Raw genomic sequence first — 15,143 nt, 5'->3', positions numbered from 1 at the left:
GTCAGCCGTCGACGGTGGCCACGACCAGGGCGCTGACCGGCACGATCCGGATCCCCTCGGCAATCGCCTTCGGCAGCCAGGCGGCGAGCGCCGTCAGGGTGTTCGCATGCGGATGGCCGATGCCGATCGCGGTACCGTGCTGTTCGGCCATCCGGCGCAGCAGGTCGAGTTGCGCGGTGATCCGCACGACGTCGTCGTCATTGTCGAGAAACAGGTCGCGACTGGCTGCCGGGACACCTAGGCGGCGGGCGAGCGCATAGCCGCGGCTGTCGGCCGAGGTCCGGGAATCGAGGAACAGCAGGCCACGCTGCTTGAGCGCCTGAATGACCGGGGTCATGGCCTCGGCGTCGGCGGTGAAGCGGCTGCCCATATGGTTGTTGACGCCGACAAAACCCTCGAAGCGGTCGAGATTCCAGACGATCCGGCGTTGCAGTTCCTCCGCCGACAAGCCGGTCAGAAGCGCGTTCGGGCCGGGATCGGCATCGACGCTCGGCTCCATCGGCAGATGCAGCATGATCTCGTGACCGGCCCCCCGCGCGACCGCGACCTGGTCCGCGAGATCGTGGGCATAGGGCAGATAGGACAGCGTGAGCGGCCCGTCGAGCTTCGAGAAGGCGGCCGACTGGGCGCTGTTCAGGCCGAGATCGTCGATCACGATGGCAATCCGGGGGCCGATGCCGCCGGCCGGCACGAGCGCGGCATAGCGGCGCCAGGGCGGCACCATGTCGGCCGGGGCCAGCGCCTCGCCGCCTTCCGGGGGGTCCGGCAGGTCCGGCGCGACGGGCGCCACGGCCTCGGACGGCAACGTCGCCGCCGCCGGCGGTGTCGGCAGATGCGTCAGGCGCTCCAGTTCCGCCGAGGCGGCCTGGCGGAGGTCGGCGTCGGCGCTGCCGGCCGCGGCGGCCGGAATCGGATCCGTTTGTTCCAGGCGCGGTTCGGGCGGCGATGGCGCACGCGCCGCGATAACCCCTTCATCCGCCGGATTGGGCGCGGCCTCGGCACCGGCAAGGTGCTGCTCGGGCGGCTCGCCCAGGAATTTTCCGGCGAGGAAGCCGAGCGCGAGGCCGAAGGCAAGCGTCAGGCCGGCCGCCAGCAGCAGCGTCAGCGGGGTTGCCGCAAGCGGGGTCCGTGGCCGCGCCCTGCCTCGTCGTCTCGCCGTCACTGTCGATCCGTTCCGCCCGTCGTTTTCCGGTTGCGGGGCAGCTTATACGCCGGGTCGCAAAGAATGTGTAATCAAGTTGGCACTTTTGTCCGGACGTCGGCGGCGCTTGTTCCAGCGTCGGTGTCCGCGCCCGCGAGATCCTGCAGGATCGGGCATTCCGGACGATGGTCGCCCTGGCAGCTCTCGATCAGCTCGTTCAGCATCTCCCGCATCGAGACCAGTTCGCGGATCTTGCCGTCGATCTCCGCGACATGCCGGCGCGCGATGGCGCGGACGTCCGAACTATGCCGGCTGCGGTCGTTGTAGAGCGCCAGCAATGCCGAGACATCCTCGACCGAGAAGCCGAGGCCGCGGGCTCGCCGCACGAACTGCAGCCGGTTGAGATCCTGCGTCCGGTAGCGGCGATAGCCATTGTCGCCGCGATGGGCGGCCGGAATCAGGCCGATCTCCTCATAATAGCGAATGGTCTTCGCGTTGACCCCGCTCTGCCTGGCGAGTTCGCCGATATTCATCCCGTCGTCTCCCGGTTGTCCGGCGCCGCGCGGCGATTGCCCGGGGCGTTGCCTTTATTGATGTATGAGCCCGGTCACGACTGTCCAGTCGCCGGAAGGTTTGCCTCCGTGCGGCATCTGCGCGGGCAAGGGCATTGCGCCCGGACGGCGGGCGTGGATACTGGAGAGCGCCCCGCCGCTTGACGGGGCTCCCACCCATCTGCTTTCTACTGATCCGGTTCACGGCGGTCGCGAGAGAAATTTAAGTACACTTCAAGGGAATTGAGAGAAGTCATTGAAATGATTGTCTTGATCGACAATTACGACAGCTTTGCATACAACCTGGTGCATTATTTCGGCATGCAGGGCGCCGAAATCGTCGTTCATCGCAACGATGCCGTGACGCCGGACGATGTGCTGGCGCTACGTCCCCGGGGGATCGTTATCTCGCCCGGCCCCTGCGATCCGGACAAGGCCGGCATCTGCCTCGATCTGATCGCCCGCGTTGACGGCCGGATCCCGATCCTCGGCGTCTGCCTCGGCCACCAGGCGATCGGCCAGGCGATGGGCGGGCGGATTGTCCGCGCGCCGAAGCCGATGCATGGCAAGACCTCCTCGATCCGTCACGATGGCAGCGGCCTGTTCGCCGGCCTGCCCAGCCCGTTCACCGCGACGCGCTACCATTCGCTCACCGTCGATCGCGACAGCCTGCCGGCCGACGTCCGCGTCACCGCGGAGAGCGAGGACGGCCTGATCATGGGCCTGTCGGTCGCGAGCCGCGGCCTGCACGGCGTCCAGTTTCACCCGGAGAGCATTGCCTCCGAACATGGTCACGCGCTCTTGCGCAACTTTCTCGAGATCGCCGCGGAGACGGCGAAGGAGCCCGCATGAGCAGCACGGCGGACGATTTCAAGGGCCTTCTCGGCCATATCGCGGGCGGCGCACCGCTCACCCTCGACCAGGCCCGCGCCGCCTTCGAGGTCATCATGTCGGGCGACGCGACGCCGTCGCAGATGGGCGCCTTCCTGATGGGCCTCCGGGTCCGCGGCGAGACCATCGACGAGCTGACAGGCGGCACCATGGTGCTGCGCGAGAAGGCGCTCTACATCGAAGCGCCCGCCGGCGCGGTCTGCCTCGCCGGCACCGGCGGCGACAATTTCGGCACGCTCAACATCTCGACCGCCGCTTCCATCGTGCTGGCCGGCTGCGGCGTGCCGGTCGCCAAGCACGGCAACCGGGCAATGTCGTCGAAATCGGGTTCCTCCGACGTGCTGACCGCGCTCGGCGTCGATATCGACTGCGACATGGCCCTGATCGAACGTTCGATGCGCGAGGCCGGCATCGGCTTCCTGATGGCGCCGCGCCATCACGGCGCCATGCGCCATGTCGCCGGCACCCGGGTCGAGCTCGGCACGCGGACGATCTTCAACCTGCTCGGCGTGATGTCGAACCCGGCCGGCGTCAAGCGCCAGCTGATCGGCGTGTTCGACCGGCGCTGGCTGGAGCCGATGGCGAAGACCCTGAAGGCGCTCGGCGCCGAGCATGTCTGGATCCTGCACGGTTCCGACGGCATGGACGAACTGACCACGACCGGGCCGACCCATGTGGTCGAGCTCAAGGACGGCGTGATCCGGGCTTTCGACGTCTCGCCCGAGGATGTCGGACTGCGCCGTGGCCGGATCGAGGATCTGAAGGGCGGCAATGCCGATCACAACGCCGCCGCGATCCGCCGGCTGCTGGAAGGCGAGCCCGGACCGTTCCGCGACATCGTCATCTATACCGCCGGTGCAGCGACGATGATCGGCGGCAAGGCGGCGAGCCATGCCGAAGGCGTCAAGGCGGCCGAGATGGCGATCGACAGCGGCAAGGCGCTGGCCGCCCTCGACAACCTCGTCCGCATCACCAACAGCGGAGCGGCCGGATGAGCGCCCTGGTCCGGATCTGCGCCGACAAGCGCGAGCATATCGCGGCCGCGAAACGCGCCGTTCCACCGGCGGAGATCGGGGAGCGGGCGCGCGCAGCTTCGGCCCCGCGCGGCTTCCGCGAGGCGCTCGCGCGCACGATCGCGTCCGGCCGTTACGGACTGATCGCCGAGATCAAGCGGGCCTCGCCGTCGAAGGGCCTGATCCGGGCCGATTTCGATCCGCCGGCGCTGGCTAAGGCCTATGCGGACGGTGGCGCGAGCTGTCTTTCGGTGTTGACCGACCGGCCCTATTTCCAGGGCGAAGACGGCTTCCTCGTGGCCGCCCGCGCCGCGGTCGAACTGCCGGTCCTGCGCAAGGACTTCATGCTCGATCCCTACCAGGTGCTCGAGGCCCGGGCGCTCGGCGCCGACTGCATCCTGCTGATCCTTGCCTGCCTCGAGGACGGCCAGGCGGCCGAACTGGAAGCGGCCGCGCTCGACTGGGGCATGGACGTGCTGGTCGAGGTCCATGACGCGGTGGAACTCGAACGCGCGCACAAGCTGAAGAGCCGCCTGATCGGCATCAACAACCGCAACCTGAAGACCCTCGAGGTCGATATCGCAACCACCGAGCTGCTCGCCCCGGGGCTGCCCGAAGGCGCGCTGGCGGTCGCCGAAAGCGGCCTGTTCACGCCCGCCGACCTCGCCCGCATGGCGCGCGCCGGGGCCAGCGCCTTCCTGGTCGGCGAAAGCCTGATGCGGCAGGCCGACGTCGCCGCCGCGACCCGCGCCCTGCTCGCCCGGCCGGCGGAAAGCGGCGCGGTCCGGGCGACCGGATGAGCCCCCTCACCCATTTCGACGCCAAGGGCGACGCCCGCATGGTCGATGTCGGCGCCAAGGCGGTGAGCGAACGCGAGGCAACGGCCGCCGGGCGGATCACCATGCAGCCCGAAACCTTCGCCCTCGTCCGCGACGGCACGGCGAAGAAGGGCGACGTGCTAGGCGTCGCGCGGCTCGCCGGCATCATGGCCGCGAAACGCACGTCCGACCTGATCCCCCTCTGCCACCCGCTCGCGCTGACCGCGATCGAGGTCGAATTCGAGCTCGACGAGGCGACCTCGGCGGTCGAGATCCGCGTCACCTGCCGGCTCGCCGGGCGGACCGGCGTCGAGATGGAGGCGCTGACCGCGGTCAGCGTCGCGGCGCTGACCATCTACGACATGTGCAAGGCGGCCGATCGCGGCATGACGATCGGCGACATTCGCCTGCTCGCCAAGAGCGGCGGCAAGTCCGGGAGCTTCGAACGAGCGTGATTTCGGTCGAGGAAGCCCGGCGGCGGATTCTCGCCGCGCTCAACCCGACGGCGTCGGAGATCGTCGCCATCGCCGATGCCGACGGCCGCGTGCTGACCGAGGATGTCGCGGCGCGGCGCACCCAGCCGCCGGCCGACATGTCGGCGATGGACGGCTACGCGGTGCGTGCCGCCGACGTTGCCACCGTACCCGTTACGCTTGATGTCATAGGCGCGGCCCCCGCGGGCGCTGTCTTCACCGGTCGTGTGGGGCCCGGACAGGCAGTGCGGATCTTCACCGGTGGCGTGCTGCCGGCCGGCGCCGACACGATCGTGATCCAGGAAGATACCGAGGCGGCGGACGGTCGCGTCACCGTCAGGGAGGCGCCGAAGGCCGGCGCCTTCGTGCGCCGTGCCGGGCTCGATTTCGCCGCCGGCGAGGTCCGCCTCCGGACCGGCACGCGGCTCGACGCGCGGGCGGTCGGGCTTGCCGCGGCGATGAACGTGCCCTGGCTCGCGGTCCGCAGGAAGCCCCGGGTCGCGCTGATCGCGACCGGCGACGAGCTGGTCCGCCCGGGCGAGCCGATCGGCGAGAGCCAGATCGTCGCCTCCAATACGCTGGCACTCGCCGCCCTGGTCCGGGCCGCCGGCGGCGAGGCGATCGACCTCGGCATCGCGCGCGACAACGAGGCATCGCTTCGCCAGGTCGCGGAAGGCGCCCGCGGCGCCGATCTGGTCGTCACGCTCGGCGGCGCCTCGGTCGGCGAACATGACCTCGTCCGTTCCGTGCTCGGCGACGACGGCCGCGGCCTCGACTTCTGGAAGGTCGCGATGCGCCCCGGCAAGCCGCTGATGTTCGGCAGCGTGAACGGCGTGCCCCTGCTCGGGCTGCCCGGAAACCCGGTCTCCTCGATCGTCTGCGGCCTGATCTACCTGCGTCCGGCGATCGCGCACATGCTGGGTCTCGCCGCCGGCGCGGACGAGGAAGAGACGGTCCGGCTCGCCCGCGACCTGCCGGAGAACGATCGTCGCCAGGATTACCTGCGGGCGACACTGCACCATGACGGCGACGGACCGCTCGCCGAACCGGCGGCGAAGCAGGACAGCTCGATGCTGTCCACGCTCGCCGAGGCCGACTGCCTCATCGTCCGGGCGCCGCACGCGCCCGCGGCGTCGGCCGGGGAACGGGTACGGATCCTCCGCTTCCGCGGCGCCTGAACGGCACGCGCCGGGCGTATTTTCGTCACGATTTTGGCCGGCTTTTCCCGACGAAACTTGACAGCAATAGAGAACCAAACTAGAACACATCCCATATGTTGATGTTTTGTTCCGGCAGGGGGCGGACGAACTCACGATGTTGACCCGCAAGCAGCACGAACTCCTCGCCTTCATCCAGCGCCATCTCGGCGAACACGGAGTTTCTCCCTCGTTCGATGAGATGAAGGATGCCCTCGGGCTCAAGTCGAAGTCGGGCATCCATCGCCTGATCACGGCGCTCGAGGAACGCGGCTTCCTGCGCCGCCTGCCGCACCGGGCCCGCGCGCTCGAGGTGCTGCGAACGGCGAACGACGCGGCCGCGCCGCCCGCCCCCCCGGCCCGCAACACGGTGCCGTTCGAGCCGCAGGTCATCCACGCGGACTTCGCCGAACGGACCGGACGCCGGCCCGACCCGGCCGAATCCGCTTCCGACGGCGCGGTCAGCCTGCCGCTCTACGGACGGATCGCCGCCGGCACCCCGATCGAGGCGTTGCGGGACCCGGGCAACCACCTGGACGTGCCGGCCCATCTGCTCGGACGCGGCGATCACTACGCGCTCGAGGTGGCCGGCGATTCGATGATCGAGGCCGGCATCCTCGACGGTGACCGGGTGGTCATCGAGCGCTGCGACACCGCCGAGAACGGGGCCATCGTGGTCGCCCTGATCGACGACCAGGAAGCGACGCTCAAGCGACTCCGCCGGCGCGGCAGCCGGATCGCGCTGGAGGCCGCCAACCCGGCCTACGAAACGCGGATCTTCGGCCCCGACCAGGTGAAGATCCAGGGCCGTCTGATCGCGCTGATCCGGGAATACTGACCGGCCTGTCCGGCCAGCCGGACCGGACCTCTAGCGCGGCCCCGCCCACGGGTGCCGGCCGCGCATCTCACGCACCGTCTCGACAGCGATCCGGCCATCCGCGCCGAGCCGCAGCGCATGGGCGCCGTCGCGTCTCAGCGCGCTCCCGTCTATGATCACGCGGGCGCCGGCGCAACGACCGCGGATCGGGAAGCGGACGATCACCAGGTCGGCACGGCGGCAATCCTCCACAAGGGCCCGCTCGTCGGCCGGCAGGGCAACCAGGAAGCCATTGAGACGATAGGTACAGCCGAGCCGGTCGCAGCGCAGCCGGCCGTCAACGCTCGGCCCGGCCCGCGGCCACCGCCCCGGCGCATCGCGGAGCCCGTCGCGACGCTGCCAGGTTTCCGCGGCGAAGCGGTCGGCCTGCCGCGTGGACAGCAGCAGTCCCCCATCCCCGGCCCTGAGGGCGATCAGCTTGCCGCTGTCACTGACCCGGATATCCGGCGGCGTGGCGAACGCGGCGATGAGCAGGCCGAGACAGGGGCCGGCAAGTCCGAGCACCCGCCAGCGCCGGCGCCAGAGCAGGAGCCAGAGCCCGCCGGCAACGATCACGGCCAACCCGGCGTCGGGAAAGGCGGCGACTGCGCTGGTGGCGTTAGGCCAGGCGGCGATCCGGACGGCGACGGCGATCACGACGTCGATCCCGGCGCCCATCAGGGCGAGCGGCCAGGCTTCCAGCCCGAACGGCATGGCGAGGAAGGCGGCGAGCGCGGCCGGCATGATCCAGAGCCCGGTGACCGGGACCGCGATCAGGTTGGCGACCAGACCGTAATGGGGGAAGTGGTTGAAGTGGAAGGCGGCGAAGGGCGCCGTAGCGAGCCCGGCGATCAGCGTCGTCAGACCGACGCCGACCAGATAGAGCAGAACCCGCATGAGCGGCCCGCGCTCGCGCCGCACGGCGGCGAACGGATCCGCCAGCCACTCGTAAGCCGCGACAAGGGCAACAACCGCGGCGAAGGACATCTGGAAGCCGGCCGAGAACAGGCTTTCCGGCGCATAGACCAGGATCGCGGTGGCCGCGAGCGCGACCAGCCTGAGCGAGATCGCCCGGCGGTCGAGCAGGATCGCGAGCAGCACAAGCGCGGTCATCAGGAAGGCGCGCTGGGCCGATATCGGCGCGCCGGCCACCGCGAGATAGAAGGCGGCGGCCAGCAGCGCGGCGCCGGCCGCCCATTTCTTGATCGGCCGGCGGAGCGCGAGCGGCGGAACGAGCGCCAGCGCGGCCCGAAGGGCGGTGAACAGCGCGCCTGCCAGCAATCCCATGTGGAGACCGGAGATCGCCAGCAGATGGGCGAGCCCGACATCGCGGAGCGCGGCCAGCACCGGCTCGGGAATGGCCCCGCGCTCGCCCGTCATCAGGGCGCTGGCGATGGCGCCCGGGGGACCGGGCAAGGCCCTGTCGATGCGCTCGCCGATGGTGTCCCGGAGAATCGCGACGGCACGCGCCGGGCTCCAGACGCTATCGCGGCCGACGATCTCCGGCGACCCGAAGGCGAAACCGACGGCGCCGAGCCTATTGAAATAGGCCTGCCGGGCGAAATCGAAGGCGCCGGGCTCGGCCGGCCCCGGCGGTGGCATCAGGACCGCGGTCAGGCGCACCCGGTCGCCCGGTCGCGGCCGCACGGCCCCGGCACCCTCGCCTGCCGGCCGGTTGACCGACAGCCGGATCCGTTTCGGCGTCGCAGCCCGGGCGAGATCGGCGACCTCCGGATCGGCAAGCAGGAGACGGAAGCGGCCCTCGTGACGCTCGTATTCGACCACGGTCGCGGTGAGCGTGACCGGGCCAGTCCGCTCGGCGATGATCGGGGCCTCGACCCGGCCGATACGGGCCTCGAGCAGGACGAGGCCGATGACCGGCAACAGGACGACGACCGCAAGCGGGGTCCAGGCCGACTGGCGCCGGGCGAGCCAGGCCGTGAACAGGCCCAGGGCACCCAGAAGCGGAATGGCGACCGTGACGGGCAGGCCCGGTCCGGCGAGCCCGGCGGCGATGCCGACGCCCAGTCCGACCGGGGTCCAGAGCGCCCAGCGGGCCCGTTCCGCGAGCAGGTTCCCGGCGGCGACGCGGAGCGCGCCCCGGGGCGTCGCGCCGGCCGCGGCCCGGGCAGCAGTGCCCGCGAACTGCCGCAGCCTTGCCGAAATCGAGGCCACAAGGTAAAACATCGTCCCTCGCCGTCCGCGCGGCCGAGCTTCCTTTTCCTTGATCCCCGAGCACAATAGTGACCGCATGACAGTTGTAACGCGCTTTGCCCCCTCGCCCACCGGCTTTCTGCATATCGGCGGCGCACGCACCGCGCTCTTCAACTGGCTTTTCGCGCGCCACACGGGTGGCAAGTTCCTGCTCCGGATCGAGGACACCGACCGCGAGCGGTCGACCGACGAGGCGATCGAGGCGATCCTCGTCGGGCTCGAATGGCTCGGTCTCGACTGGGACGAGGAACCGGTCTTCCAGTTCTCCCGCGCCGCCCGCCATGCCGAGGTTGCGAACGGCCTGCTGAAGGCCGGCAAGGCCTATCACTGCTATGCCTCGCGCGAGGATCTCGACGAGATGCGGGCCAAGGCGAAGGCGGCCGGCGGGCAACCGCGCTACGACGGTCGCTGGCGCGACCGGCCGGCAAGCGAGGCGCCGGAAGGCGTCTCCCCGGTGGTCCGTTTCAAGGCGCCGCTCGACGGCGAGACGGTGATCGAGGACCAGGTCCAGGGCCGGGTATCGGTCGCCAACGCGCAGCTCGACGACATGGTGCTGCTGCGCGCCGACGGGACGCCCACCTACATGCTCTCGGTGGTCGTTGACGATCACGACATGGGGATCACCCACGTGGTGCGCGGCGACGATCACCTGACCAATGCCTTCCGCCAGACCCAGCTCTACCGGGCGCTCGGCTGGGAGGCGCCGGTATTCGGCCATGTCCCGCTGATCCACGGGCCGGACGGCGCCAAGCTCTCGAAGCGCCACGGCGCCCTCGGCGTCGAGGCCTATCGCGACATGGGCTTGCTGCCGGAAGCGCTGCGGAACTATCTGCTGCGCCTCGGCTGGAGCCACGGCGACGACGAGATCATCTCGACCGAGCAGGCGATCGAATGGTTCAGCCTCGACGCGATCGGCCGCTCGCCGGCCCGCCTCGACCTGGTCAAGCTGAACAATCTGAACGGCCATTATATCGGCCATTCCGATGACAAGCGGCTGTTCGAGGCCATCTCGGACAGCCTCGCGACGGTCGCCGGAGCGCCGCTCGACGAGACCGCCGAGAGCCGCGTGACCCGCGCCATGCCGCATCTGAAGGCGCGCGCCAAGACGCTGATCGAGCTTGCGGACAGCGCCGCCTTCCTGGTCCGTTCGCGACCGCTGGTAGCAGACGCGAAGGCTGCGGCGCTGCTGACCGCGGAGGCCCGGGCGCTGATCGGCCGACTCGCGGCGACGTTATCGAACCTGTCGAAATGGACAGTGGACAGTCTGGATGCCGAGGTGCGAAAATTCGCCGATGCCGAAGGCTTGGCCCTGGGCAAGGTCGCGCAGCCGCTACGCGCCGCGCTGACCGGCCGGACGACCTCGCCGGGCATATTCGACGTGCTGGAGATTCTCGGCCGCGACGAGTCGCTCGCGCGGCTTGCCGATGCAGCCGCGGGCGACTAGGCAGCGAGAGACCGCAAACCGACGGCTCCGGCGGAGCCGTGTTGACTGTAAGTGTCTGACCCGGGATCGCCGCAGGCGGCGTTCCGAAAGGGTCGGGATATTCATGTGCCGCGATCCGGCCCCGGCCGGAGCAAGCGGATGGACCGATGCTGGGAGTAGCGAATGAGCGATGTAAAGAAATCTGAAAAAGTCGACGTCAACATCGAGGGCAAGACGATATCGCTACCCGTCATGGGCGGTACGACCGGGCCCAGTGTTGTCGACATCCGCAAGCTCTATGCCGAATCCGGGATGTTCACCTACGATCCGGGCTTCACCTCGACCGCATCCTGCGAATCGGGAATCACCTTCATCGACGGCGATGCCGGCCTGCTGATGCATCGCGGCTACAAGATCGAGGATCTGGCCGAGCATTCGGACTTCATGGAAGTCTGCTACCTGCTGCTGTACGGCGAGCTGCCGGACAAGGACCAGAAGGACAAGTTCCTCCACGACATCACCTACCACACGATGGTCCATGAGCAGCTCATCCAGCTGTTCCGCGGCTTCCGCCGGGACGCCCATCCGATGGCGGTCATGGTCGGTGTCGTCGGCGCGCTCTCGGCCTTCTATCACGACAGCACCGACATCACCGATCCGCACCAGCGGATGGTCGCCAGCTACCGGCTGATCGCCAAGATGCCGACGATCGCCGCGATGGCCTACAAGTACACTGTCGGCCAGCCCTTCGTGTATCCGCGCAACGATCTCTCCTACGCCGAGAACTTCCTGCACATGACGTTCAGCGTCCCGTGCGAGGATTTCAAGATCAGCCCGACGATCGCCCGCGCCATGGACCGGATCTTCATCCTGCATGCGGATCACGAGCAGAATGCGTCGACCTCGACGGTCCGCCTGGCCGGCTCTTCCGGCGCCAATCCGTTCGCCTGCATCGCCGCCGGCATCGCCTGCCTGTGGGGTCCGGCGCATGGTGGCGCCAACGAGGCGGTGCTGCAGATGCTGGACGAGATCGGCACGGTCGACCGGATTCCGGAGTTCCTCGCCCGCGCCAAGGACAAGAACGATCCGTTCCGCCTGATGGGCTTCGGCCACCGGGTCTACAAGAACTACGACCCGCGCGCCAAGGTGATGCAGCAGACCTGTCACGAGGTTCTCGACGAGCTTGGCGTCAAGAACGAGCCGATGCTGAAGCTGGCCATGGAACTCGAGCGGATCGCGCTCGAGGATCCCTATTTCGTCGACAAGAAGCTGTTCCCGAACGTCGACTTCTACAGCGGCATCATCCTCAAGGCGCTCGGCTTCCCGGTCTCGATGTTCACCGTGCTGTTCGCGCTCGCCCGGACGGTCGGCTGGGTCGCCCAGTGGAACGAGATGATCGGCGATCCGTCGCAGAAGATCGGCCGTCCGCGGCAGCTCTACACGGGGGCGCCGCGCCGCGCCTACGTGCCGCTGCACAAGCGCTGACCGTCATGCGTGGCGGCGGTCGGCACCAGGCTCGAACCGGCATTGCACGGAGCACCGTGCAACGGGTCGACCGGCGTCGGCCCGCCTTCCGTCCGCCCGCGAACGACAACGGCATGCCGGCGGGGCTTTGGCTTCGCCGGCACCGCCTCGGGCTCCTGCTCGCGGCGACCGTGATCGTCGTCGGCCTCGCGGCGCTTATCGTCCGCTGACCCCCGACGGCCGGGTCAGCCGGCCGCTCCCCCTTCCGCCAGGTCCAGGACGATCCGCGCCGCGCGCGCGCTCGGCGCCTCGCCGTCGCGGCCGAGCATGCGGGCAACCGCCTCGCCGGCCTCGCGCTGGGCCGTTCGAACGTCCGGGTCGCCGAGTGCCCGGTCGAGCATCGGCGCGATCCGGGCCGCCGTGCAGTTCTCCTGGAGGAATTCCGGGACAGCCTCCCGGTCGAGCAGGATGTTGACGATGCTGGCGAAGCGCGTGCCGGTGATCAGCCGCCGGGTGATTGCCGCCGTCACCGGACCGGTCCGGTAAGCGACGGCACTAGGCACCCCGGCGAAGGCGAGTTCCAGCGCCACTGTCCCGGACACGGCAAGCGCCGCGTCGGCGGCGGCGAAGGCATCAAAGCGTTCGGCCGCGCCCCCGCTGACGATCACCGGTTGCTCGGGCAGATCGGCACAAAGCGCACGGACCCGTTCCGCCGCTCGGCCAAGGCTCGGGATCACCACGCGCAGGCCCGGACGGGCCCTCCGGAGGGCCGCCACCGTCTCCAGGAAGACCGGCAGGTGGCGGGAGACCTCGGCCACCCGGCTGCCCGGCAGCAGGGCCAGAAGCGGCGCGTCGGGGGCGATCCCGTGGGCGGCGCGGAAACGCGGGCCGTCACCCTGCTCGATCCCCCATTCCACAGCCGGATGACCGATGAAGCTCGCCGCCAGCCCTTCCCGCTCGAACCACGGCGGCTCGAACGGCAGCAGGGTCAGCAGATGGTCGTAGGTCCGGGCGATCTTGCGCGCCCGCTCCGGCTTCCACGCCCAGACAGACGGCGCGACATAGTGGATCTGGGTGAGCCCGAGCGGGCGGATCTGCCGGGCGAGACGATTGCAGAAGGCAGGCGCGTCGATCGTCACCACGGCATCGGGGCGATGCCTTCCGGCATGGCGGCGGAGGGTCCGGAGATGGCGAAGGATCTTCGCGAGCTTCGGGAACACGTCGACGAAGCCCATGACCGCGAGATCGTCCATCGGCGCCAGGCTGTCGAGCCCGGCGGCGATCATCTGGGGGCCGCCGAGCCCGGAGAACTCGACCGCCCGGTCGCTCCGGCGGGCGATCGCCGCCATCAGCGCGGCACCGAGCGCATCGCCCGAATGTTCGCCCGCGACCAGCATGAGACGGAGCGGACGGCCCATCGCTCAGCCCTGGCCGTCGCCGATACCGATCAGGAAGAGGCCGGCGACGTCGGCGGCCTCGACCGTGTGCGCCCGGTCGACGATGACGCTGGCCCCGGCCGCGACGGCGATTCCGGATAGCCCTGCCCTGGCGGCCCCGGCGATCGTCTGCGGCCCGACCGTGGGCAGGTCGATGCGCCGTTCCTGGTCTCGCTTCGGCAGCTTGACGAGGACGCCGCCGGCCTCCGCGCCGAACAGGTCGGCGATCCGGGCAAGCAACGCGTCGGTGCCTTCCGCCGCCTCGATCCCGAGCACCCGCCCGGCGCGGACGACGACCGCCTGGCCGATATCGAGGCTGCCCAGCGCGTCAAGCACGGCGCTGCCCCGGGCGATGTCGGCGCGGTCGTCCTCGCCAGGCGACCGTCGGCCCAGAACACCCTCGGGCGCGAGCAGCTCGGCGGCTACCGTCTCGAGGCCGAGCACGCGAAAGCCCTCGCCCTCGAGGAAGTCGATCAGCATGCGGAGCAGCGCGTCGTCGCCCTTGCGGGCAGCCGCGAGCGCCTTCGGCAGCAATGTCAGGCCGCGCCAGTCGGGCTTGAGCTTCGAGAAGTCCGGCCGGTCGATGGTCCCGGCCATGACGATTTCCTCGCAGCGACCGTCCCGCAAGGTGGCAAGCAACCGGGCAACCTGTGTGATGTTGACCGGGCTGGCGTCGAGATGGCGATAGCGGGCCAAGTCGGCCGCGCCCTCGATCGGCAGGGTGAGCACGTCGCGCTGCTGTGCCGCCGCCGCCGCGGCGAGCCGGAGCGGCAGGTCGCCGCCACCGGCCAGAATGGCGAGCCTAGAGGTCACCTGGATTGCCCGGCAGGCAGACCCCGCGATCGGACGCGCCGCGAAGAAAGCGCACGACGTCCGCGACGACGGCCGACTGGGCGAACTCCCCGGCCACCGTCTCGATCCGCTCGTTGAGCGTGCCCTTGCCGTCGAACAGCATGCGACAGGCGCTCCTGAGCGCATGCATCTCCTCGCGCGGGAAGCCGCGGCGCTTCATGCCCGTCAGGTTCAGGCCCGACAGCCGTGCGCGGTTCCCGGTGACCGAGCCGAACGGGATGACGTCGGTCTCGACGCCGGTCATGCCGCCGATCATGGCATGGGCCCCGACCCGCACGAACTGGTGCACGGCAGAGAGACCGCCGATGATCGCGTAGTCACCGACCGACACATGGCCGCCCAGCGTGGCGTTGTTGACGAGGATGATGCCGTTGCCGAGCCGGCAGTCATGGGCGACGTGGGCGCCGACCATGAACAGGCAGTCGCGGCCGGTGCTGGTCACCATGCCGCCGCCCTCGGTACCCGGATTCATCGTCACATGCTCGCGGATGACGTTGTTGTCGCCGATCTCGAGCCGGGACGGCTCGCCGCGATACTTCAGGTCCTGGGGTGGATACCCGAGCGAGGCAAAGGGAAAGACCTTGCAGCTGGCGCCGATACGGGTCCGTCCGGCGACAGCGACATGGCTCTCGAGACGGGTGCCGTCCCCGAGGGTGACGTCCGGCCCGACGTGGCACCACGGGCCGATCACCACATCGTTCCCGATGGTCGCTCCGTCTTCAATAATGGCTGTCGGATGAATGTTCGTCATGGGCTCGCAGACGGAAGCAGGCAATGCAAGGCGGCGATCCGGTCGGCTGCGCACCGTTGCCCTG

The 15,143-nt window shown here is 69.6% G+C and carries 14 protein-coding genes; 8 read left to right on the top strand and 6 right to left on the bottom strand.

Translation table 11 applies throughout. The features are described from left to right. Position 1: 1 nt before the first annotated feature. Together OCH7691_RS11370 and cueR are read right to left on the bottom strand one after the other, a co-directional pair. Positions 2-1,162, bottom strand: coding sequence for a divergent polysaccharide deacetylase family protein (locus OCH7691_RS11370; protein WP_085883671.1), 1,161 nt, complete (start codon positions 1,160-1,162; stop codon positions 2-4). Between the two features lie 71 nt (positions 1,163-1,233). Beyond that, a complete protein-coding gene (gene cueR, locus OCH7691_RS11365; protein WP_085883670.1) occupies positions 1,234-1,674 on the bottom strand; it encodes a Cu(I)-responsive transcriptional regulator in 441 nt (146 codons plus the stop codon). A 279-nt stretch (positions 1,675-1,953) separates the two neighbouring features. Here cueR and OCH7691_RS11360 point away from each other — a divergent pair, with 279 nt between their 5' ends. The 6 genes from OCH7691_RS11360 to lexA all read left to right on the top strand — a co-directional run bounded on the left by OCH7691_RS11360 (position 1,954) and on the right by lexA (position 6,921). Then, the gene (locus OCH7691_RS11360; RefSeq protein WP_085883669.1) at positions 1,954-2,544 is read left to right on the top strand and encodes an anthranilate synthase component II; all 591 of its coding nucleotides are present in this window, start codon (positions 1,954-1,956) and stop codon (positions 2,542-2,544) included. Next, positions 2,541-3,578 (top strand): anthranilate phosphoribosyltransferase, encoded by a 1,038-nt coding sequence (gene trpD / locus OCH7691_RS11355; RefSeq protein ID WP_085883668.1) that lies wholly within the window; start codon positions 2,541-2,543, stop codon positions 3,576-3,578. The genes OCH7691_RS11360 and trpD overlap by 4 nt, the downstream gene beginning before the upstream one ends. Then, on the top strand, positions 3,575-4,396 hold the full coding sequence (gene trpC / locus OCH7691_RS11350; RefSeq protein ID WP_085883667.1) for an indole-3-glycerol phosphate synthase TrpC: 822 nt from the start codon (positions 3,575-3,577) through the stop codon (positions 4,394-4,396). Before trpD ends, trpC begins: the two co-directional genes overlap by 4 nt. Further along, complete coding sequence (moaC, locus tag OCH7691_RS11345) at positions 4,393-4,869, top strand: cyclic pyranopterin monophosphate synthase MoaC (RefSeq protein ID WP_085883666.1); 477 nt, start codon at positions 4,393-4,395, stop codon at positions 4,867-4,869. Before trpC ends, moaC begins: the two co-directional genes overlap by 4 nt. Further along, the gene (locus OCH7691_RS11340; protein ID WP_085883665.1) at positions 4,866-6,065 is read left to right on the top strand and encodes a molybdopterin molybdotransferase MoeA; all 1,200 of its coding nucleotides are present in this window, start codon (positions 4,866-4,868) and stop codon (positions 6,063-6,065) included. Before moaC ends, OCH7691_RS11340 begins: the two co-directional genes overlap by 4 nt. 136 nt (positions 6,066-6,201) lie before the next feature. Continuing rightward, positions 6,202-6,921, top strand: coding sequence for a transcriptional repressor LexA (lexA, locus tag OCH7691_RS11335; RefSeq protein ID WP_085884433.1), 720 nt, complete (start codon positions 6,202-6,204; stop codon positions 6,919-6,921). Positions 6,922-6,951: 30 nt separating this feature from the next. Here lexA and OCH7691_RS11330 read toward each other — a convergent pair whose 3' ends face one another. Then, positions 6,952-9,126, bottom strand: coding sequence for a ComEC/Rec2 family competence protein (locus tag OCH7691_RS11330; RefSeq protein WP_176245020.1), 2,175 nt, complete (start codon positions 9,124-9,126; stop codon positions 6,952-6,954). Positions 9,127-9,190: 64 nt separating this feature from the next. Between OCH7691_RS11330 and gltX the strand changes: the two genes are divergently transcribed. Both gltX and gltA read left to right on the top strand, forming a co-directional pair. After that, the gene (gltX, locus tag OCH7691_RS11325) at positions 9,191-10,597 is read left to right on the top strand and encodes a glutamate--tRNA ligase (protein ID WP_085883663.1); all 1,407 of its coding nucleotides are present in this window, start codon (positions 9,191-9,193) and stop codon (positions 10,595-10,597) included. A gap of 162 nt (positions 10,598-10,759) precedes the next feature. After that, positions 10,760-12,061 carry a citrate synthase gene (gltA, locus tag OCH7691_RS11320; RefSeq protein WP_085883662.1) on the top strand — a complete coding sequence of 434 codons (1,302 nt, stop codon included), beginning with the start codon at positions 10,760-10,762 and terminating at the stop codon, positions 12,059-12,061. A gap of 224 nt (positions 12,062-12,285) precedes the next feature. Here the strand turns inward: gltA and lpxB are convergent, their stop codons facing one another. Genes lpxB through lpxA form a run of 3 tightly spaced genes read right to left on the bottom strand, consistent with a single transcriptional unit; the run spans position 12,286 to position 15,079 of the window. Next, positions 12,286-13,458, bottom strand: a complete 1,173-nt coding sequence (lpxB, locus tag OCH7691_RS11315; RefSeq protein WP_085883661.1) for a lipid-A-disaccharide synthase — start codon at positions 13,456-13,458, stop codon at positions 12,286-12,288. A gap of 3 nt (positions 13,459-13,461) precedes the next feature. Next, the gene (locus OCH7691_RS11310; protein WP_085883660.1) at positions 13,462-14,289 is read right to left on the bottom strand and encodes an LpxI family protein; all 828 of its coding nucleotides are present in this window, start codon (positions 14,287-14,289) and stop codon (positions 13,462-13,464) included. After that, positions 14,279-15,079, bottom strand: coding sequence for an acyl-ACP--UDP-N-acetylglucosamine O-acyltransferase (lpxA, locus tag OCH7691_RS11305; RefSeq protein WP_085883659.1), 801 nt, complete (start codon positions 15,077-15,079; stop codon positions 14,279-14,281). Before lpxA ends, OCH7691_RS11310 begins: the two co-directional genes overlap by 11 nt. Positions 15,080-15,143: the final 64 nt, after the last annotated feature.

Origin of the sequence: Oceanibacterium hippocampi (genome assembly GCF_900172325.1) — a bacterium.
Taxonomy (GTDB): domain Bacteria; phylum Pseudomonadota; class Alphaproteobacteria; order Sneathiellales; family Sneathiellaceae; genus Oceanibacterium; species Oceanibacterium hippocampi.
Note: the sequence above shows the minus strand (reverse complement) of the source record. Positions and strands in the feature narration are given on the sequence as shown.